Origin of the sequence: Stieleria neptunia (genome assembly GCF_007754155.1) — a bacterium.
GTDB lineage: Bacteria > Planctomycetota > Planctomycetia > Pirellulales > Pirellulaceae > Stieleria > Stieleria neptunia.
The window spans coordinates 10,099,621-10,120,474 of record NZ_CP037423.1 but is presented as its reverse complement, the minus strand read 5'-3'; the positions used below and the strand labels follow the sequence as shown (position 1 = coordinate 10,120,474).

The window sequence follows — 20,854 nt, the reverse complement described above, 5'->3', positions numbered from 1 at the left end:
CACAGTTCAAGTGGCTGAGGGTGGACAAATCTCAGCATCCATTGAAATCCACCAATCGCGTTCGGTGCGAGTGACCGACGCGAGTTTCGATGCTCCGGCGGCCGACGCCGGTGATTATTTTTTGACGGAAAGGACAGCTTGTGTCCTGTTCGTTGACCGGACCTTCAGATTTACCACACAGCAATATGACCTCACTCATCGTCCCAACCGCCCAGTTCTGCTTCAATTTGCTCGATGCTGGGGATCGAAGATCTGAACTGTTCGGGGAGGTTTTCGGTGATTTGGTACTCGCTGACTCCGATGGGTTTGGTGAGGTCGCGGAGGGAGTACTCGACTTTGATGTCACTCTTGGATTTGCAGATCAGGATGCCGATCGTCGGGCCGTCGGTGTCGGTGCGGACTTGGCTGTCGACCGCCGAGACGTAGAAGTTTAGTTTCCCGGCGTACTCGGGTTTGAACTTTTCTACCTTCAGCTCGATCACGACGTAGCAGTGCAGCCGTAGGTGGTAGAACAGCAGGTCGATGCTGTACTCGTCGCCGTCGACGGTAATTTTGTATTGCCGGCCGACGAAGGCAAAACCGGCGCCCAGTTCGAGCAGAAATTTAGTCAGGTGCTCGATCAGGCCGTCCTCCAGTTCCCGTTCGTTGTGCCGCTCAGTCAGGGTCAGGAAATCAAAGTTGTACGGGTCGCGGAGCAGCTGCCGGGCGAGATCACTCTCGGGGTAACAGTTTAGTTGAATGACCTGGGGGACGGTGGTGTCGGACCATCGCTCGAACTGCGCATCGCCGAAGGATTGGATTCAGCTCTCCCCGCAGTCTGTCATGGGGCGTGCCGATTGGTTTACCATCAGCGCAGCATTCAACGTCGTTTCACCGGAATCGTCCAGCGAACGTGACTACAGGTGAGTCGCTCGGCTGAGAATTTCGCTCGCTGCTTCTTCCGGAGTCGCAGCTTGTCTCTTCCTATGAAGAGGCGACACGATCGCCTGCACCGGCGTAGCCGCTACGCCGGTGCATAAAGCGAACGCAGTACTTCGTCCGGAGGTCGCGTGAAAAGACCGTAGTAGATGTCGCTGGCACGGTGCCCATGACGCCGCGCTGTCTCTGCAACGCTCATCAGATCTGCCATCCGCTCACCACCTTCCCGACTTCGGCTGCCGAAGCAGATCTTGCGCAACACGACTAGTGGGCGAATAGCACGTTCTGCAAGGTTGTTCGTCGGCGAAACTCGTGGATCGTCGATGAACACCAACCACTCTGAGAGGTGACGAAGAATTCGCCCTTGAAGTTGGATCGCTTTTTCGTCTTCGACATCAGTCAACGAAAGGCGTTCCAATTCGTTTCGCAGCCACAAGATCTCAGACTCAAGTGCAGCTCCTTTTAGCTTACCGGCTTTTCGTCGGCGGTGGAGGCGAGTACCGCGTTGGACGAATTGCTTGACATCTTCGAAGAACTGATAGTCGGCTGATACCGGAGCAACGAGCTTTTGCCAATCACGCGAGGTTCGAGCAAGATGTGCCAAACATTTTTGCTTCGCGCCAGCGACCTGAGCATTGTAGCCACCGTAGCAGTCCGTTACCAAAGTGCCGCAAAAGTCAGGGCCAAGAACGTCGCGTGAAACGAACCCCGCACGCGTCGTTTCAAAAGTGAAATGGATGAACTGTTCGTTGCCGTGTACCCAAAAGTAGGCGCGATCGCCGTCTAAGGTCCAGTAGGTTTCATCCGCATAGACTGGCCCGTCAGTGCTGGCAAGCTTCTTGGCGATATCGTCGACAACCGGTTCGGCAAGCTTCGCAAGAGCCTTTTCGAAACCGATCAGTGCTGCCGCTGTGAACGTGATTCCAAATAACTCTTCAATCGCTCGTGGGACCTTGCGGTAGGTAATGCCAATGACATTGCGGAGATAGATCGCCTTGCTGCGCAACCCTGGTCCTATGCGACTTCCCAGAACCTCTCCCGGACCAGCTTTTTGCACAAGCGTATCACAGGCGATGCATTTGGCGACCACATGACGATAGAGCACGACGCGGAACTGTCCATCAACAATATCTTCCTGCAGGTGCTCCAATGGATCGGCATCCAACAAAATGACTTGGCGACTCGCGCAGCAGGGGCAGACTCGAGGAGCCTTGACATCAATGTCCCAATCGTACTCTTGGGGAGTCTTTCGAAACCATCCTGGATGACCTACCGGGGCGCCGCGTTTAGCTTTGCGACCCGAATCATCTTGGTTGGCCTCTTGCAATTCCGGTTTCGCATCGTCGTCAGACTGCTCATTGGTTGCAAACTTGTTCTGCCGCTCAATCTTCAATTCAAGTTTGACGCGTTCCAGTTGCTCTTGGAGGCTGACGACGTCGCTGAGCAATTCGCTGTTACGCTTTTCGAGCAATCGAATCTGGCGAAGCGATGATTCTCGGGTGTCCTCGCTTTGATTAGCTACCATCGCAACAGAAATCACCGAGGCGCCACCAAGATGCGGGCAATTCCCTACATTGGGGCAAGCGTGCTCGTGGTTGGGATAGATTGGAATAGACATTTCGCGGCAATCCTCGATTGCCACCAATTTATCCCGCCGCCCCAAAATCGACCAATAGCAGTTCCAAGAGGACTAAACTGTTACTAGGCAAGCAGGTCAACGGGGTGCTTTTCGAGTCCTTCATGCAGGACACGCTCAAACGCTTCGTAGTCGGCGTCTTTGTGAAACAGCGTCTGGCGTCCATTACCACGGTTCAGCACGTGGTAAATTGCACCGGCAACATCAGCACGAGGCGGTCTGGGCATCCGAAAGGGCCTCAAACATTGGCTCCAAAGCCGCCAAGCTAACACCCACAAACTACCCAGTCAACCAAAAAGGCTCCTGACCCTTTTTCTCGTCCTTTTTCTCGTCCTGACCCTTTTTCTCATCCGGGAGAGCATATCACACGCAACGACGCCCAAAAAGACCCGCGTCCCCTTTTCTCTTCCGTCCCCTTTTCTCTTCCGGTGGTCATAATTCGTAAGGATATCCGTCAAGGCTTAGGCCGGTGTTTGGCCGAGCTTTCTTAAACCGAAAACACTGTGTTTCCGTGATTTTCGAATCGGAGATACCTACTGACTTAAGTAAATCAAGCTTCTTGATTGTTCGTAAGGCCTTATCAGTTAGGTCCCGGCAACCACTAATAGAGAGCAATTCCAAATTTGTGTTCTTGCACACCGCACTCACGTCGTCATCTCGGAAGATAACTCTCCGTGTGGTCAAGAACTTGAGATTTGGCAAGAACGCAAGTTCTTCACGGCAGTCGCTCAAAATATCTGCATAAAAAGCTGTATTAGGGACTCCAATCTCCAAGCGAACGAGCGATTTGGCCCACGAACGTAGCATGAGCTTTAGCGGCAAAACCATTGGTTGTATATCGGCTTTCCGGGGAAACGAGATCTGCAAACTAACAACCGACCGACATTGAATTATCTCGATGGTTGTTGGTGCATCCGTATACGCCAAGCCTATATGATACCTGTCATAACCGGTATGGCTCTTGCTCCTATGCATGCGCATCACCTCCCCGGGTTCTCGGCCGTCGATCGCCTGCGAAACAAGTTTTTTCGTCCTCGCAAATGATATGGCTTGTGGTTGTTTGGCATCCACTTTTACCCCAGAACGGAGAAGTTGCTTGATTTCTGCTGTATTCGCTAAGCACGTGAGCATGTGTAGTTCATGGAAATTGGCAAGGCTTTTGCAGGTTTGTCACGATGGGCGCGGTTCGTTCTTTTGCTAGCTAATTGTCCGGTCGTCGGACGGGCCTGGCAAGGTCGGTGCCTCCCGACAATCACGGGAGACTTACCATGGCAAGACCTGCAACCGTTTTCGCGAAAATCACGAACCAGCAGCAACGTGACCGTCTGATTGAGCTTTGGAAACAGCATCCAAACCATTACACACGAATACGGGCACACGCGATTCTTCTGAGCGATGCTCAATACGAAATTGAGCAGATCGTCGATATTCTTAGTGTCAGTAGAGACAGCGTGCGAGCTTGGATCAAACACTTTGAACAAGACGGACCAGACGCCCTGCTGGACGAAAAGCGACCAGGCGGACCGAGGAAGCTCAATGAACAGGAAGAGCAAATCCTCAAAGATTTGTTGCGGCAATTTCCCTCCCGGCCTGCCACAGTCCTGTCGCGTTTGCGAACACGGACCGGCAAATCGATCAGCCGACATTCGCTGCGTCGTTACGCCCGACGATTCAATTTGAGCTGGAAGCGGTTTCGGCGCAGCCTGCGGAAAAAACGAGACGAAAAGGCTTTCCGGTTGGCTCAAGAGGAACTCGCCGAGTTGCTCAATGAACCTGAACTGGATGTCGTATACTTTGACGAAGCGGGATTTTCGCTTAAGGGCGTGGTGCCATACGGATGGCTTCCCATCGGCGAACGGACCGATGTGCCAGTCACCGGCGCCCATGGGGCGACGGTTCAGGCACTTGGCTTTGAGCATCAAGATGGAACCACCCATACCTATCTTCACAAAGGGTACGTCAACACGCAAACGGTCATTGAAATCATGGATGATTTTTGTGAGACGATTGACCAAACAACGGTGGTCATCCTCGACAATGCATCTTGCCACACCAGCGGAGCTTTTGAAGCATCGATCGAACGCTGGGCAGAGCGTGGGCTGCTGGTTTATCATCTTCCGCCGTATAGTCCCGAACTGAATTCGATCGAGCGACTATGGAGGCAACTAAAGTATCAACAAATGCCCGCCACGGCCTGGGAACGATTCAAAACCTTGTTACAAACGCTGACGACGAAGCTATGCGAAATCGGTGAGGTAACCTACATGCCATCACTTGAAAGTTATGCCGAATAACTCGTGCTGACGTGCTTAGCCATTCGTTCACGATATGCTTGGGATGTTTGCGACTCTGCTTTGGTTCTTTTGAGACGCTAGCGATTCGGTCGATCGCACCGGCAACACTGTCAATCTGTTTGGCCGAAAAGTCTTGTGGTGATGAAAGCAACCAGTCTCCAACTTGGGGGCAATTGCGAACACATTTGTAGTATCCAACAGTTCCTGCTGTAATCGCTGCCGCAGCTGCCAATTTTTGATAATGCCGCAGAGACGCCTCCTTGCTCTTGACACACTTGTTGATTGTATTCCACGGTCTTTGCGATCGAATTACATCATCCGCAAATGCGTGCGCCTGCATATTGTCAAAACAATCTGGGCCCCAAACGGCATTCTGCACGTCGTTCATTCAATTCAGCCTAAATCTTCAAAAAGGTGGCGTCAGTATCCGTGATCAAATTCCGTGAACAGTTCGTAACAGTTTAGTCCTCTTGGAACTGCTATTGGTCGATTTTGGGGCGGCGGGATAAATTGGTGGCAATCGAGGATTGCCGCGAAATGTCTATTCCAATCTATCCCAACCACGAGCACGCTTGCCCCAATGTAGGGAATTGCCCGCATCTTGGTGGCGCCTCGGTGATTTCTGTTGCGATGGTAGCTAATCAAAGCGAGGACACCCGAGAATCATCGCTTCGCCAGATTCGATTGCTCGAAAAGCGTAACAGCGAATTGCTCAGCGACGTCGTCAGCCTCCAAGAGCAACTGGAACGCGTCAAACTTGAATTGAAGATTGAGCGGCAGAACAAGTTTGCAACCAATGAGCAGTCTGACGACGATGCGAAACCGGAATTGCAAGAGGCCAACCAAGATGATTCGGGTCGCAAAGCTAAACGCGGCGCCCCGGTAGGTCATCCAGGATGGTTTCGAAAGACTCCCCAAGAGTACGATTGGGACATTGATGTCAAGGCTCCTCGAGTCTGCCCCTGCTGCGCGAGTCGCCAAGTCATTTTGTTGGATGCCGATCCATTGGAGCACCTGCAGGAAGATATTGTTGATGGACAGTTCCGCGTCGTGCTCTATCGTCATGTGGTCGCCAAATGCATCGCCTGTGATACGCTTGTGCAAAAAGCTGGTCCGGGAGAGGTTCTGGGAAGTCGCATAGGACCAGGGTTGCGCAGCAAGGCGATCTATCTCCGCAATGTCATTGGCATTACCTACCGCAAGGTCCCACGAGCGATTGAAGAGTTATTTGGAATCACGTTCACAGCGGCAGCACTGATCGGTTTCGAAAAGGCTCTTGCGAAGCTTGCCGAACCGGTTGTCGACGATATCGCCAAGAAGCTTGCCAGCACTGACGGGCCAGTCTATGCGGATGAAACCTACTGGACCTTAGACGGCGATCGCGCCTACTTTTGGGTACACGGCAACGAACAGTTCATCCATTTCACTTTTGAAACGACGCGTGCGGGGTTCGTTTCACGCGACGTTCTTGGCCCTGACTTTTGCGGCACTTTGGTAACGGACTGCTACGGTGGCTACAATGCTCAGGTCGCTGGCGCGAAGCAAAAATGTTTGGCACATCTTGCTCGAACCTCGCGTGATTGGCAAAAGCTCGTTGCTCCGGTATCAGCCGACTATCAGTTCTTCGAAGATGTCAAGCAATTCGTCCAACGCGGTACTCGCCTCCACCGCCGACGAAAAGCCGGTAAGCTAAAAGGAGCTGCACTTGAGTCTGAGATCTTGTGGCTGCGAAACGAATTGGAACGCCTTTCGTTGACTGATGTCGAAGACGAAAAAGCGATCCAACTTCAAGGGCGAATTCTTCGTCACCTCTCAGAGTGGTTGGTGTTCATCGACGATCCACGAGTTTCGCCGACGAACAACCTTGCAGAACGTGCTATTCGCCCACTAGTCGTGTTGCGCAAGATCTGCTTCGGCAGCCGAAGTCGGGAAGGTGGTGAGCGGATGGCAGATCTGATGAGCGTTGCAGAGACAGCGCGGCGTCATGGGCACCGTGCCAGCGACATCTACTACGGTCTTTTCACGCGACCTCCGGACGAAGTACTGCGTTCGCTTTATGCACCGGCGTAGCGGCTACGCCGGTGCAGGCGATCGTGTCGCCTCTTCATAGGAAGAGACAAGCTGCGACTCCGGAAGAAGCAGCGAGCGAAATTCTCAGCCGAGCGACTCACCTGTAGTCACGTTCGCTGGACGATTCCGGTGAAACGACGTTGAATGCTGCGCTGATGGTAAACCAATCGGCACGCCCCATGACAGACTGCGGGGAGAGCTGAATCCAATCCTTCGGCGATGCGCAGTTCGAGCGATGGTCCGACACCACCGTCCCCCAGGTCATTCAACTAAACTGTTACAACAGTTCATCAGATGAGAAAAAGGGTCAGGAGCCTATTTGGCAGTTTGGGGTAACTTGCGTGGTCGGCCGCGTTTGCGGAGGGTCGACTCGAGGTTGTATTTCCGGGCCGTCGTTTCGACCCACCCGGGCTCGCCGAAGGGCTGACTGCGCGCGATCGCTCGTTGCAGTCGCTCCCGTTCTTTCTCGCTCACAGGTTCGTTGACCCGTTTGATCCATCCGGGCAACCGCGGTAGCGGCCAACGGGCAAGCTTCACCCCGCAGTGTCCGCCGCTCCAATTGTACAGACTCCCGAATCGCCAGTCTTCGGCTGCGGTGACCAAGCCGGCCGCGAATGCGTTTCGCTCGACGTACCGGCAGGCGACCAAGAAGTGCTCATCGCTCTGGATGGGGAAACTCTTAAACCGGCCTTGGTAGAGGTGGCCGTTTCCGGTGGTGTGATAGTGGGCGTGGTAACGCGCCGTGTGCGTCATCGTCACCCAATACATCAGTCGGCTCATCGCACCATCTTCGCGCGGCGAGAGCACCATGTGCCAATGATTGGGCATCCACTGATACGCGATCAAATCGACCGGATACTTCGCCAACCCTTCATCAAGGACGCGTTCAAAGGCGACGTAGTCTTCATCTTTGTGAAAGATCGTTTGCCGACCATTGCCGCGATTGAGTGCGTGATAGATCTCACCGGCAACATCCGCCCGGGGTGGTCTTGGCATGTTCGGGCCCCTCCAAGTTTCCAAAGGAAGACCGAAAGCTACCACCTCATCTTTGCCCAGTCAACCAAAAAGGCTCCTGACCCTTTTTCTCATCAGCGCTACTTCAATCGGTTGGCAACGTCTTTCGGTGATCCGACCTTTGAACCACTGGAGAGATCAACGACGATTCGCCGCTTCGTGTCGCGTTCCGCCGGGCGGCGTCCTGCCACCGGGCTAGCTCATTGGCGGGCCATCCGGGCCCGCCTGCCTTCGGCGAGTGCGCTCTAAGTTGCGCGTGGCGGCTTCCTGCCGAAGATTGCGACGCACTTCGTGTGCGTCGCTACGGTCGCCTTCGGCTCCCGGAAGACGCAAGCGGTCATCAAGCCGCGTTGTGGTTCCGACGGCTTGCAAGTCCGTCCCGATAGAAAGTCGTTTGGCCGTCGGTTTCAGTTGGAACATCAACCGCGGTTTCGCCGCGACTGGTCAATCAATCGCTTCGGTCACATCGTTTGTCGCGGCGATTAACCCACAGTTGCTGAAACGGCTGCTGCATCACGAAGATAGAACATTCCTGTTTCAATGTAGAAGTCACCACCTTCGATAACACACTCGGCGATGTGACGATACATCGAAGAATGCCGGCTGTCAGCCAACACGCTGGCTAAATAGTACTTGGCAAACGTTCGTACAAACGGCGAATACTCCGGGTGCTCCACCATCCAAGCTTCAATACGATCAGCCAGTTTATCCGGAAGCGTCACACTTCCATCCGTTACATCGAACAGCACAGGTCGGTCAGGAAACAACGAATTCTTTTCGTCGACGTACTGTCGCAACTTCGACTGGTAAAGATTCGCCTTGTCGTAATCAAACGGCTTCGCTGACTCAAGAGCCGACATTGCCGCATCTGCTTCTAGTAATGCCATTTCACTTCCTCAACTATTGCGAAAAGAACTCATCCCACAACCTGAGCTGCCCTGGCCCAAGCTCTCCAGACCACGGGTTGGGAGACAAGTTATGAGCGCTAACTCCCATTCCAGATGGATTGCCTGGTGGCCTGAATGGAAGCCCACCGTGCTTCATCAGCGTGCTTTCCAAGTATTCGTGCCCAAGCAGATTTCGGAATGCATCTCTGCCTTCGCCACGAAGCGCGGATTCCCAAACGTCCGCGATCTCATTCATCGGGGTAAAACGACCACGCCTCACAACACCTGGAGCCGTCTGGATCGGATGCACCGTTTCAAAGAGGTGCGACTTCACGCTACGAATGACATTTTCAGGTACGTTCGCGTGCCGCGAAAGCTGACTAATCGTTGCATCATCGAGTGAATCGACAATTCGACCGTAACGGGCTACGGCCCCTGGATCAGGAACGTCCACGTACCCGGCTCCCGTCGCTAGCCTGTTTGGGGCAATTGTACCTAGATCATCTACATAATGCAATCCTTTTAAACCACGTGCAAGCGTTCCAAAACCAAGCGTTGCAAGCTCCATCGCAATCGCTTCTTGGAGATCGTCGACACGTTGGTCTAAAATCGAAGCTCGTGGCTTTGCCCCAATCTCCGACTCGACAATAGAATGTCTTCGGCGTAGCGAATTCGCGCGGGCAGCACGATGGTTACCACGTTTTGCAACAAGTGGGTCGAACCTGTCTTCGTAGTAGTCGCTCCATTTGGCGGCATGTGTGTCAGCAATGTTGTCTTCAATATCCTTCAGAAGACTTTTCTTCCCTGCCAGATATTTCGTCAGTTCCTGCGCATTCTTTCGGGCCTCTGGGGTTCCTGAGGAATTGCGGGCAAAGTGCTTTGTCGAGTAATAGTGGTGACGACTGATAGACTCAAGTGCGTAGTAGTATGCAAGTACCTCTGCTCTGGCCCGCCGTAATTCATCAAAACTATATGAGTCAAAACTGCCTGAATCATAAGCTTTGTAATACTGAGGTAGCGGTCGAAGATTAAATCGTTTCGCTAGCAATTTGTCTGTTTGATCCTGCGTCTGTTCTTCCAAACCATTAGGATCCACCGAATTCCCCGGCCCATTTCCGACATACCGATACAGGTTCGCATCGCCCGCGGCGAATCCAATCGGGTCTTGGCTGATGAACCGGCCGGTGGTGGGGTCGAACCAGCGGGCTTTGGCTTCGATCAGGCCGGTGTCGGGGTCGACGTGGTGGCCGGCCCAGATCGCCGTGGAGGTCAGCGCCGCTTCGGTGTCGTCGCCGAGTTTCTCGCGGTTGCCGCCGTATTCGCTGGTCACGTTGTGGACGACTTTCCAATCCCCGGATGCCTTGCTGGCGACCGTGGTCAGGCTGCCGAGCGCATCGGTGTAGCCCCAGACCGTGTCGAAGGCTCCGCTTTCGAGCACGTCGGTGGCAACGATCTCGTTGGGTTGTGTGCCGTGCAGGTACAACTCGGTGATCTTTGCATCCGTCCCGGTGAGGTCCAATTCGGCGATTCGCTGTAGACCGTCATGCAAGTAGCCGGTCTCGGACGTGACCGCGCCGCTGGCGTCCATGACTCTACGACCGCTCATCAGACCGTTGGCGTCGTAGCCATATTCGATCGTTTTGATAATCGCCGCAGTGGTATCGTAGCGGGCAACCGTGATCAATCGTCCGGCCGGATCCCAAGTGAACTCGTCAAAAGCTCCGAGTGACGGCGTCAAACGCGACGTTCGCTTCGTCAGGCGGCCTTCGTTGTCGTAGATGTAGTCATACGAGTCATCTTGGTCGAGCCGATTGTCGGCGCTGATCGTCCAATCTGCGCTGGTACTACTTTGGCCGTTCGTGTAATCACGAACCAGCGTGGTTCCGGCGTCGATCGTTTCGCTGACCTGTTCCAATTGGCCGGCCTGATCGTATTCAAAGGCTCGATTCGTCGTGCGGTACGTCGTGCCGGTACCGTTCGTGTAAAGGTCGTTTTGACGGACGACTCGGCCGACGCGTGAGCAAAAAGGGTCAGGAGCCTTTTTGGCAGTTTAGGTTGACGTGCGTGGTCGATCTCGCTTCCGCAGGGGCGACTCGCGGTTGTGTTTTCGTGCCGTCGTTTCGATCCGTCCGGGCGCGCTGAATGGCAGTGAAGCTGGTCGGCCAGCCAGCGGGCACCGTCGCATCGCGGGGGTTTCCCGGCGTCACATTCAAGTGGATCCGCGCTATGGCGAGAGGGCACGGGCGAGCGATTTGAAAACGAGCGGTTCGAGACGGTTCGAGACGGAGCGATCAGTACCGGCCAACGTATCGCAGTACATCGGCCAGAGTCAGTCGGTGGTCGGTGCCGACAACTTCTTCCGATGGCGACCATCCTCGTTCAGATAAGAAGGAGTCGGTGCATAGTGAAAGCACTCCGCTGAAGACCTCCATCAGAATCGCGCTGCCAACGGGGCCCAGGTGCGCTCCCTTGTGAACAACGTTGGATTCTCTCAGGATGTAGAAAAACAACGGCGTCGTTTCGCGGATCTCCTCCCGAATCGCGGGCGGAAGCCCTTTCCACCCATGGACGCTTTCTAATTTCAAGTCGATTGATTCGACGGGATAGTCGGTGTCGGCAATCTGTCGTGCAACGTCTTGCCCCGACGGCAGACCGAGACTTCGGCCACGAACCAAATTCCGAAACGGGAGTGAATGGTTTAGCTCATCAGGGTCTTCAACGACCGGCCCGGGCAAATGCAACAGTTCATCGGTGAGCAGTTCGTCGATCTTGCGGCTCCGGTTTGTCGTTCCCTTTTCAAAGAGAAACTTCCATTCCACTGTCAGTTTCTCAGGGACTGCACTGAAACCAAGTGTGCCGAACTGTTCGTCGAACAAGCCGATCGTCTTTTGCTTCGTGTTTGGCTTGTAGGCAGAACGCACCAGGCTGTGACCAAAGCGATAGGCCGCAACACTGAACTCAACCGGCATCGGAAGGTCACCGTTCTCGTCGCGAGAGTAAAAGAGGGGTGGCTCACGTCGATACAGACGTTCAATCGCAAAGCGGTAAACACTCGGGTCGCACACGCGTCTGAGAAAGTCATGCAGCACGATGTATTGGTAGTGAAAACGCGCCTGTCGCTGAACCTCCTCAAAGCGGCGATTCCCATTGTCCATCAATCGGTTGTGAAACAAATGAAACGCAAATTGAAGCTGGCTGACGAATAGGTTTTCGTCGTTGCGAGGGTCACCAATCAATGCGCGACCGATCTCAACGTTACCTGACATTTCGCCGGTGACGACGCGGGCCACATCGTTGGGATTTTGTGCGTTCCCAACCAACAAGCGTCCCGTTCCATCGTAGAGATACGGCGAAGCTTCGGGACCAAAGGCGTACACACAGTCGAGGTCGAGATTGGGCGATCGCAGATTTGGCAGGCTCGCTGCGTCTTGTACCTGCGTGCTGTTTAGCTGGGACGTCGTGTCCAGTGTGATATCGTGATCAACGAACTGGGCAAAGAACGTGTATGCAGCCGGAATTCCACTGTCGCTCGACTTCGCACTGCCTCGTTCATGCATCAATCCACCGGGTTTTCCTAACGCCTGGAGGGCTTCGTCGGAAACATACGAAGGGCTCAAATCAAACAGACGGCCAAAACGGCCAAGGGCCCGTTGGGCGCACCCACGCCCCGAGGTCATTCCGTGATGCGATACTGGACAGGGCATGATGGTGGCTCTGGTTGTTTGGTGACGGGAAACGCTTCGAGCCAATCGTAAGGGTGTCAGCACCCCCCGTCAAACATTCGGCGAATTTTGTAACCGCACATCAGAGCCAACTAGCGACGCCTGGTTGACGTGCTTTTTCTGCTCCAAATGAAATCCGAAATCGTTGTACGACGTCCTTTCGAGGTCGTCGCGGGCGCAAAAAATCGTTCCCGTTCCATTTCACGCACCGGTTCGTTCACCCGTTTGATCCATCCGCGCAGTCGCGGCAACGGCCAGCGGGCAAGATTCACCCCCCACAGTGCCCGCCGTTACAGTGCCCGCCGTTCCAATTGCAGAGGCTTCCGAAGGACCCGTTCGAAGGCTGCTGACCCTTTTTCTCGTTCTCGGTGGCGTTGGTGTCTAGGCTTTAGCCGATCTTTGTCCAGGCGTGCGAGCGCCGGAGGCGTCGTGGAGAGGCGCCTGAAGGCTGGACACCAACGGTTTGGATCCATAGCCGTGACTGCCGGGGAGCCTGTCGGAGATTCGCAGAGGGCTTTGGCCGAACAGACAAGCTGTCGGTTGAGGGTTGACCGAGCGTCTCGTTCCCGGCTTACCTCGCTTGGGCTCGGACGCGGTCACCTTCGCCCTTCTTGATAACGAACTCGGCATCCTGCCTCGCACTGTTCTTATCGGGCTCCGCCCTCGGCGTCGATGCTGCTCGCTCGCGCTCGGCGCTGCCCTCATCCTTCGGTCGTTGTCAGCACCTCCGCGGGCCGTCGGCTCCGCTCGGTCGATCCCTTCCTCACTGCGGTCGGCGAACGATGGCCCGCTACCTCACTCCACGACCATCTTCACTCTACCACTCCTTGTCTCCCCCTCTCCTTGTCTCCCTCTCTGCCTTCCCGCTTCCTGCCAGCGTTCTCCGACGGACATCCTGTCCCCGACGGGTTTCAGCCGACGGGCATCCTACCCGCCGTGCCTTCGGCGTTCTTTCGTGCGTCCGGGTGCGCGGCCGGTCTTGTGGCAAGAACAAGCGGCCTCCCATTGCGGCGGACGTCGACTCGGTCCTGTAGTCACGTCAATCGTCCGCCGCTGATTTGCGGGATCCAACCCCCGTCCCCTTTGATTCGTCCCCTTTGATTTATCGTCCCCTTTGATTTATCGTCCCCTTTGATTTATCCGTGGATTGCGGCTGAGGTTTTTAGCTGCGCTCACGAAGCTGATGTTTCAACGCGACTTCCATCGCCGCAAGTTCCTCCGATGAACGCATTCGCAGGTCTTCGATCGTTGATTCTGCAACGCCCGCAAGCGATTGAAGCACTCTCACCCGGCCAATTGCCTCACCACGTTCCTCAGCCGCTTCCAGACGCGCCTTTTCATCACGCTGCATTTTCAAGCGTGATTCGTAGAATCGCTTTTCTTCTGGGTTTCGGGCAATCATCTCCAAGACTCCTGTCGCTTCAGAAAAGACCGGATCGGGTAGTATTTGCCGAAGATCGTCGGCACTCGAGGTTGCAGCGAATCGGAAAAAGTGAATCCATTGAAGGATCGGATCGGCGATCACACCATTATCCGCATCGGGCTCGTACTTCGGCAACTCTAAAAGGTGGATTTGCAGACAATCGGTTAGCAATTCGCCGCTAAGGGCTCGAAGTTGGAAGTCGAGATGCAGGGCGGGCGACGCACGAAACAGGATCGCATCGAGGATGCAGATTCCGATCGAGGGGCGCAATTCCCGGTAGCTGTCGCCCTCGCCGAGTTGTTCGACCAACTGGCTGGCCGCGTAATACGTCAGTCGCTCGGAGAGCCCGGCGGGCAGCGTTGTCTGGATCTCGATGTCGATAAATCGTCCGTGATCATCGGTCGCCAAGACATCGAGAATCGAAGCTTTGTCATCGTCAAAGCTTTTGCCGATGATCGGGTTCAGGATCTGCACGGTGGTGATCGGCGGTTCTCCACCCAAGACCGCATTGAGAAAATGAAGCGTAATCGCCGGATGATCAGGACTTCCCAAAAGTCGTTTACACGCAAAATCGACCGTCGGATCAATTCCAATCGTCATTTCGGACAGTCCACTGTCGTAAAAGAACTGGTCATGAACAGTTCCTGATCATGAGCTCAATCAGCCGCTTTGGCAACGTGCTGCAACCCAGCCCCTGCAGCCTTACCGCGCGTTATCCTCATCCTTCGGTCGCTGTCAGCACCTCCGCGGGCCGTCGGCTCCGCTCGGTCGATCCCTCCCTCGCTGCGGTCGGCGAACGATGGTCCGCTACCTTACTCCACGACCATCATCACTCTACCACTCCTTGTCTCCCCCTCACCTTGTCTCCCTCTCTGCCTTCCCGCTTCCCCGCCATCGTTCTCCGACGGACATCCTGTCACCGACGGGTTTCAATCGGCGGGCATCCTACCCGCCGTGCCTTCGGCGTTCGCTGTGCGTTCGGGGGCGCGGTCGGTCTTGTGGCAAGACCAAGCTGCCTCCCATTGCGGCGGAAGTCGACTCGGTCCTGCGATCACATCAATCGTCCGCCGCTGCATTTGCGGGATCCAACCCCCGTCCCCTTTGATTTATCCGTCCCCTTTGATTTATCTGTGGTCACGTCAATCGTCCGCCGACAGAGATTCAGGTCCGATCGCAGTTGATGTCGCGTATAAATCCCCTCTTCCCCATTTCTCGCTTTTTTCTGTATATATATGCGATTGACAGCGGTGAAACGGCACCGCCGACAACAAATAGCGTAGTCGAAATAACCAGGGTGTAAAAATCCAATGGATGAGTTGCGATATCCATCGGGTGTTTCTGGCCGGTCACAAACCGTCGAAGTGTGTACAGCGGAAACTGCTCTAGCGCACAAATCCAGCCCAAGAGCGTTAGTCCCAACAAGCTTCCAACGATCATCCCAACAACGGAAAAGAGCAATCTGCCAAACCTCGGTATCCCTTGTGTATTGACGTTTGATGATTCTCGAACAGATTGATAGGGGTTTTCCATTTTAGAAAGAAGGGCGTGTGGGCTGCCATGGATCCGAGTCGGGAATCGGTACCGGGTTTCCATCTGGACCGTAAGGCTGGACAGGTTCACACGACTCTCCATCTTCTCGCGGAACAATAGGAAAAGACCATGGGGGCGCTCGATGGCGCCCACCCAAGTGATAGACATATACGCCGGGATAATTTGCGCAACCAGCGTCGCCTCCGCCATCGACGCCACAAGGCCGAGACTCATGGCAGTACTCTCCTAAATGGTAAAATCCATCGTCAATAAATACCTCTTGTCCACTCTCGCACTTCGAAGTGATTCTGACCCACTGATGAATCTTTCCGTGCATAAATGGGTTGTTAGAATATACAGAGGCCTCCTCGACTTTCACCTCGAAACAATCGCTGGACATCGCTGCCCCCAATGCGAGATAAAAACCCCATGCCCATGCGTAGCAAAAATGGCCGTCCACTCGTTGATCCCACGGCAACGTGAAGACGGGGGATTGCTATTGTGGTCATATGTGTGCCTAATCGCCTCCAATGCGCGAAAGACACTATTCCGACACTCTTGATAATCGCAGTCTGCACTACAGGTGCAACTATCGCAAAATTCCAGCAGATCGCTTCGCATCTGGTCGGCGATTTCCTGCCCGGTCGTACGGGGCCTTCTTGGACGAGTTCGTGGCGGAAAATACGGCTCGCGAGGGTCGTCCTCGAATGTACGTGTCCCAAAAGGATCCAATCGCTGGTTCCCCAAGTACGACACATAAAGTGAAAAAACATCCTCGTAATGAATCGGATCACGCCTCAAAAACCGACCGACCGACCATGGCATCGTACATTCTAACGCGGAAGTGATAGAGCCCAAGCTCCTCATCCCACTCACGACCTGTGTATGAATACCGGTTTCCTTCGGCCGTCGTCGTACGCGCCGTGCCGCTTCCATCGAAGATCGACAACCCACCATACGCATCATGCGTGTACCGTTCCTTGATCGCCCCGCTCGAATCGGTCAGTGCGTTGACACTGTACTGTTGGGTGTGATGGTAGTAACGCAGTCCGCCGGTGCCGTCACGGACGACGGGTTCGTCGATGTAGCTGGCGTAGACGTCGTCGTAGCCGCTTGTTCCCATGAGCGAATCCTTGCCGATCATCGCTGCGGTGATACTCTCACTGGTCTTGTTTTTGTTGTCGTCCCAGCCGTCGCTGAGATTTCCGATCGCTGCCCCAGTTTAACTGATGCTCGACAGCGTGAACTTGGGCTGCGCTTGCGCGGCCCTCAAGCTTTGATGTGGCACGCCGCTGGCGTGAAACCGCTGCCGCGGTGGAACGAGAAGTGCGTCAGTCATGCAGTTGATGTCCCGAGCGATCATCAACGAACGGGCACGCCAACGTCGCGTGGTGGGTGGCACCATCATCTTCCAGCACCATCATCTTGCATTTTTCTTGTTCGATCCGGATTTCAGAAACCGGCGTTTCAGAATCACCAGAAGAGTGGGGGGGCCGTTTCAGGCGCAAATTGACGCGGGGCTACTTGCGGGACGGGGCAATTCGGAGAAGAATAATAGCCTTCCTAAAGTTTGCCCCCCTCTTTCACGAACGAGCAATCGCAATGTCACGCTTGGTTTACTCAGCCTTGTTTGCCTTCAGCCTTTCTGTCCTTTCTTTCTCTGCCGTCGGCTGCGGTGGTTCTGGAAACGAGGTCATCGAAGACACCCGGTCAGAAGCTGAAATCAATCAAGAGATGGAAGATTACGAAAAGCAAATGGAAGAAGCCGATCAAATCACGCAATAGCCCTCGATTGCTGATGGCTTCGTGAATCGTATGGCGTTTTTAGATGGCTAGACGCGGAAATCAATCGCACACCGCCCGTCGAGCGCCTACGACTGCAAAGATTGCGACTGCAAAGACGACCTCTGGGGATGCGACGGTTGAAAACCGTCCCTCCTTTGCGATCCTCCTGGCGAGCCTCTGTGGGCTCGCTTTTTTTCTGCGTTTGCTGCACGTGTTGCAGACATTTGAAGTCCCGACGCTGGTTCAATTGCTGGGAGACGCCAAAGGGTACGTCGACTGGGCGGTCAAAATCAGTGATGGCGATTGGTATGGCACCGAGACCTTTTACCAGGCCCCGCTGTATCCCTATTTCCTGGCGGTTCTGATCTCGATCTTCGGTCCCAGCATCACTCTGGTCCGACTGGTTCAGATGATGCTGGGTGTTGCCGGCGTGGCCTTGATCGGTCTGGCGGGTCGTAAGTTGTTCTCGGAGCGCGTCGGGCTGGTTTCGGCGCTGATGTTGGCCGCCTATCCGCCAGCCATTTACTATGACGGCATCATTCAAAAAGCCGCCTTGGCGACGTTTCTGTTGTGCGCCTTGATCGCAGCCTGCGTTTATCTTCAAAGCGAGCAGCGTTGGTGGTACGCGGTTTTGGCTGGAATCTCACTCGGCCTGTTGGTGCTGGCGCGAGAGAATGCGTTGCTGTGGACCCCGTTGATCCCGGCTTGGATTGTATTGGGGAGACGCGAAACGCATCGGCACCGATGGAAACTGGTCGGTTGTTACGCGGGCGGCCTTGCCTTGATTTTGCTACCCGTCGCGGCTCGAAATGCTTCCCTGGGAGGCGAGTGGTCGCCGACAACCTTTCAGGCGGGGCCCAATTTCTACATCGGCAACAACATCGAGGCGAACGGAATCTACGTGCCCTTGGTTCCCGGTCGCGGGACACCGATGTACGAGCGTGCGGACGCCGAGCGTCTGGCCGAACAAGCGGTCGGCCATGAACTGTCCGCCCGCGAAGTCTCTCAATTTTGGATGTCACGAGCCTGGGAAGACATTCGGCAGGCCCCCGGTCGCTGGCTGCAGTTGATGGTCGCGAAGACGTTCATGGTGTTCAATCGCTATGAAGTTCCCGACGTCGAAAGCATGTACATCTTTCGCGAGTACTCCGCGCCGTTGAAACTGAGCCGAATCTGGCACTTCGGCACGCTTTGCCCGCTGGGGATCTGGGGGCTGGTCGCGACTCGGCGGGAGTGGCGAAAACTGTGGCTGTACTACCTGCTCTTGCTGACGATGATCGCAGCCGTTGTGGGGTTCTTTATCTTGGGTCGCTATCGCAACCCGGTCGCCATCCTGTTCATTCCGTTTGCGGCCGCCGGGGCGGTCGACCTGTTCGTGCGCGTCAGGGAACGAAGATGGCGATCGATCCCCGTTGTCGCGGTCCTGTTGGTCTCAGGCGTCTTTTGCAACATTCGCGTCCATGAAGAACGCTCCCTGCACGCCAGTTGTTACATGAACATGGGGATTTCGGCCTGCAAGGCGGGCAATTTGCCGGCCGGGATCCAGTTGCTGCAAAAGGCGATTGACGGGTTTCCGGAAATGGCAGAGGGGTACGTCAATCTTGGCCGGGCGTACATGTTGAATCGCCAGCCGGATCTCGCGGCACAATGTTTTCAAACTGCGCTGGCCCTTGACCCGCGCCTTCTGGGGGTCCATTTCCAGCTCGGCGAAGCACTCGAGTATTCCGGTCAGCGACAGCGAGCGATCGAGCAGTACCAACGAGCCTTGGCAGAAACCCCGCCTGATGCACGCGCTGCGGAAGCATTGAGTCGAATCCGCTAGCACCTGTTCGTTTCCCTGGTTAGCGGTAGGGCGCAAGCCCTCCGGTTTTTCATGGTGTTTTGAAGCGCGACCGGACGGCTCGCGTCGTTTTTTTTACACCTTTTAGTGATTTTTTGCAGTAAGGCGCGAGTCCTCTGGTCTTTCACGGTGTTTCAAAACGTGACCGGATGGTTTGTGCCGTTCCGCTCACACACGAGGGCCATAGAAGGTGACGTGAAACTTAGTTCACCGCCCTCATTGCGGCCGACATTGGCCCCACCCACGGGGGCGTGTCAGACCGGGCGAAAATCGGGAATTTTTCGGGTTGCTCCCTCGCAGTAATCCGGTTCACGGTTATTCTGAACGGCCCTTATCAGGGAATTTCTGATTTCAATTCTATCTCTATCTCTATTTCAATTTTCGGAGTCTAGCATGCAAAGATCTCGTTCTTCGCGACCGGGTTTCACACTGGTGGAGCTGTTGGTCGTCATCGCCATCATCGGCATTCTTGTCGGCTTGTTATTGCCGGCCGTTCAGGCAGCCCGCGAGGCTGCACGGCGCATGTCGTGTAGCAACAATTTCAAGCAGATCGGGCTTGCGATTCACAACTACCACACGGCATTCAAGCAGATTCCTACGAACGGAACGGGTACGGCGCGGACTCCGTCCACTCCCAACGGAACGCAAGACTGCAACCGACTTTTCCTCAGCTGGTTGGTTCCCATCCTTCCCTACATGGAGCAGCAAGCGTTGTGGGATCAGATCTCGAACCCCAGCACCCAAGCGACTCCCGGCCAGAGCGTGCAAGCGACCGGCGGTGTTTGGTTTGCGATGGGACCCTGCCCCTGGGAAACGCGCTACGTTCCTTGGGTGACCCAGGTTCCGGCATTCCGTTGCCCGAGCGACCCCGCAAAAGCGCTCGGCCCCGGCCAACTTGCGCGGACGAACTACGCCTGTAATCTCGGCGACGCGGTGGACCAATCGCACAATGGCGGTGTTAATGACTATGGATTCTTCGGTAACTTCAACAACCGAGACGAGAACTGGTCCGTTGAACGTTCGCGAGCGGCACAGCGTGGATTCTTTTGGAATCGCAATGAGATGAAGTTCCGCGACGTTTTGGATGGACTCTCCAACACCATCGCTGCCGGTGAAGTGGTGACGTCGGGCGGCAAGCGTGAGGTCAAAGCGGACTTCGTCCGAAACATCTCGGCCATGGCCGACCCGAGCGCGTCCATCTTGATTCCGGCTCGCTGCAAAACGGGTGCTCACATTGATCCGGAACGCCCTCAGTTTTACGATGACACTGCAACGGTTAGCGCATCGTTGTCTCAGGCGAAGCACGCTCGCTGGGCGGATTGTCGGGCATACTACACCGCGATCCACACCATCCTTCCGCCTAACAACCCCAACTGCGTTCACGCCAACAACGACGGGAACCATCCCGGTGTGATCTCAACGGTGGGGAGTCGCCATACCGGTGGAGCTCACGTGTTGATGGGTGACGGTGCGGTGATCTTCATGACCGATAGTGTCGACGGTGGTGATCCCGAGCTGCCAACGGTCTGTGTCCAGCGTAGCGGGTGTTTGTTCCCCATCTCGTCGATCCCTGGTACCGAGAGCAACTACGGTTTGTGGGGTGCTCTTGGCACACGTGACTCGAGCGAAACCATCGAGGAACAGCTAAATCAATAAGGTGAAAGCAACCGATTGATCATCGAAACCTCGTCCGCGCTCCGCGGGCGAGGTTTCTTTTTTGGCGATCGTGTCTCAA

The 20,854-nt window shown here is 55.1% G+C and carries 15 protein-coding genes; 5 read left to right on the top strand and 10 right to left on the bottom strand.

The genetic code is table 11. From position 1 onward, the window contains the following. Positions 1-191: 191 nt before the first annotated feature. The 3 genes from Enr13x_RS34850 to Enr13x_RS38620 all read right to left on the bottom strand — a co-directional run bounded on the left by Enr13x_RS34850 (position 192) and on the right by Enr13x_RS38620 (position 2,781). Positions 192-662 carry a DUF1016 domain-containing protein gene (locus Enr13x_RS34850; protein WP_231744473.1) on the bottom strand — a complete coding sequence of 157 codons (471 nt, stop codon included), beginning with the start codon at positions 660-662 and terminating at the stop codon, positions 192-194. Between the two features lie 341 nt (positions 663-1,003). Continuing rightward, a complete protein-coding gene (tnpC, locus tag Enr13x_RS34845) occupies positions 1,004-2,560 on the bottom strand; it encodes an IS66 family transposase (RefSeq protein WP_145385599.1) in 1,557 nt (518 codons plus the stop codon). Positions 2,561-2,619: 59 nt separating this feature from the next. After that, positions 2,620-2,781, bottom strand: a complete 162-nt coding sequence (locus Enr13x_RS38620) for a hypothetical protein (protein WP_197455582.1) — start codon at positions 2,779-2,781, stop codon at positions 2,620-2,622. A 1,041-nt stretch (positions 2,782-3,822) separates the two neighbouring features. On the opposite strand from Enr13x_RS38620, the gene Enr13x_RS34840 reads away from it, so the two are divergent. Both Enr13x_RS34840 and tnpC (Enr13x_RS34835) read left to right on the top strand, forming a co-directional pair. Further along, on the top strand, positions 3,823-4,848 hold the full coding sequence (locus tag Enr13x_RS34840; RefSeq protein WP_145385672.1) for an IS630 family transposase: 1,026 nt from the start codon (positions 3,823-3,825) through the stop codon (positions 4,846-4,848). Between the two features lie 513 nt (positions 4,849-5,361). Next, positions 5,362-6,918 carry an IS66 family transposase gene (tnpC, locus tag Enr13x_RS34835; protein WP_145385599.1) on the top strand — a complete coding sequence of 519 codons (1,557 nt, stop codon included), beginning with the start codon at positions 5,362-5,364 and terminating at the stop codon, positions 6,916-6,918. A gap of 315 nt (positions 6,919-7,233) precedes the next feature. Here the strand turns inward: tnpC (Enr13x_RS34835) and Enr13x_RS34830 are convergent, their stop codons facing one another. From Enr13x_RS34830 to Enr13x_RS34800, 7 genes are all read right to left on the bottom strand, one after another. Beyond that, a complete protein-coding gene (locus Enr13x_RS34830) occupies positions 7,234-7,914 on the bottom strand; it encodes a transposase (protein WP_145391536.1) in 681 nt (226 codons plus the stop codon). A gap of 500 nt (positions 7,915-8,414) precedes the next feature. Beyond that, a complete protein-coding gene (locus tag Enr13x_RS34825) occupies positions 8,415-8,819 on the bottom strand; it encodes a hypothetical protein (protein ID WP_145391535.1) in 405 nt (134 codons plus the stop codon). A 13-nt stretch (positions 8,820-8,832) separates the two neighbouring features. Then, positions 8,833-10,734, bottom strand: a complete 1,902-nt coding sequence (locus tag Enr13x_RS34820) for an RHS repeat-associated core domain-containing protein (RefSeq protein ID WP_145391533.1) — start codon at positions 10,732-10,734, stop codon at positions 8,833-8,835. A gap of 376 nt (positions 10,735-11,110) precedes the next feature. Then, positions 11,111-12,376: a peroxidase family protein gene (locus Enr13x_RS34815; RefSeq protein ID WP_197455581.1), complete on the bottom strand. Its 1,266-nt coding sequence runs from the start codon at positions 12,374-12,376 to the stop codon at positions 11,111-11,113. Between the two features lie 1,327 nt (positions 12,377-13,703). Further along, a complete protein-coding gene (locus Enr13x_RS34810) occupies positions 13,704-14,564 on the bottom strand; it encodes an Rpn family recombination-promoting nuclease/putative transposase (RefSeq protein ID WP_145391529.1) in 861 nt (286 codons plus the stop codon). Positions 14,565-15,125: 561 nt separating this feature from the next. Further along, complete coding sequence (locus Enr13x_RS34805; RefSeq protein ID WP_145391527.1) at positions 15,126-15,728, bottom strand: hypothetical protein; 603 nt, start codon at positions 15,726-15,728, stop codon at positions 15,126-15,128. A gap of 556 nt (positions 15,729-16,284) precedes the next feature. Further along, positions 16,285-16,617 carry an RHS repeat-associated core domain-containing protein gene (locus Enr13x_RS34800; protein ID WP_145391526.1) on the bottom strand — a complete coding sequence of 111 codons (333 nt, stop codon included), beginning with the start codon at positions 16,615-16,617 and terminating at the stop codon, positions 16,285-16,287. A gap of 479 nt (positions 16,618-17,096) precedes the next feature. On the opposite strand from Enr13x_RS34800, the gene Enr13x_RS34795 reads away from it, so the two are divergent. The 3 genes from Enr13x_RS34795 to Enr13x_RS34785 all read left to right on the top strand — a co-directional run bounded on the left by Enr13x_RS34795 (position 17,097) and on the right by Enr13x_RS34785 (position 20,775). Then, a complete protein-coding gene (locus Enr13x_RS34795; RefSeq protein ID WP_145391524.1) occupies positions 17,097-17,279 on the top strand; it encodes a hypothetical protein in 183 nt (60 codons plus the stop codon). Between the two features lie 211 nt (positions 17,280-17,490). Then, positions 17,491-19,101 (top strand): ArnT family glycosyltransferase, encoded by a 1,611-nt coding sequence (locus Enr13x_RS34790; protein ID WP_145391522.1) that lies wholly within the window; start codon positions 17,491-17,493, stop codon positions 19,099-19,101. 411 nt (positions 19,102-19,512) lie between these two features. Next, complete coding sequence (locus tag Enr13x_RS34785; protein ID WP_145391520.1) at positions 19,513-20,775, top strand: DUF1559 domain-containing protein; 1,263 nt, start codon at positions 19,513-19,515, stop codon at positions 20,773-20,775. The last annotated feature ends 79 nt before the right edge of the window (positions 20,776-20,854 follow it).

Excerpts from the sequence above, each read along its gene's own strand:
- Enr13x_RS34795 (WP_145391524.1), top strand. The coding sequence starts at position 17,097 with ATGTCACGCTTGGTTTACTCAGCCTTGTTTGCCTTCAGCCTTTCTGTC.
- Enr13x_RS34815 (WP_197455581.1), bottom strand. The coding sequence starts at position 12,376 with ATGCATGAACGAGGCAGTGCGAAGTCGAGCGACAGTGGAATTCCGGCT.
- Enr13x_RS34840 (WP_145385672.1), top strand. The coding sequence starts at position 3,823 with ATGGCAAGACCTGCAACCGTTTTCGCGAAAATCACGAACCAGCAGCAA.
- Enr13x_RS34800 (WP_145391526.1), bottom strand. The coding sequence starts at position 16,617 with ATGGGAACAAGCGGCTACGACGACGTCTACGCCAGCTACATCGACGAA.
- Enr13x_RS34810 (WP_145391529.1), bottom strand. The coding sequence starts at position 14,564 with ATGACGATTGGAATTGATCCGACGGTCGATTTTGCGTGTAAACGACTT.
- Enr13x_RS34805 (WP_145391527.1), bottom strand. The coding sequence starts at position 15,728 with ATGAGTCTCGGCCTTGTGGCGTCGATGGCGGAGGCGACGCTGGTTGCG.
- Enr13x_RS34830 (WP_145391536.1), bottom strand. The coding sequence starts at position 7,914 with ATGCCAAGACCACCCCGGGCGGATGTTGCCGGTGAGATCTATCACGCA.
- Enr13x_RS34785 (WP_145391520.1), top strand. The coding sequence starts at position 19,513 with ATGCAAAGATCTCGTTCTTCGCGACCGGGTTTCACACTGGTGGAGCTG.
- Enr13x_RS38620 (WP_197455582.1), bottom strand. The coding sequence starts at position 2,781 with ATGCCCAGACCGCCTCGTGCTGATGTTGCCGGTGCAATTTACCACGTG.
- Enr13x_RS34825 (WP_145391535.1), bottom strand. The coding sequence starts at position 8,819 with ATGGCATTACTAGAAGCAGATGCGGCAATGTCGGCTCTTGAGTCAGCG.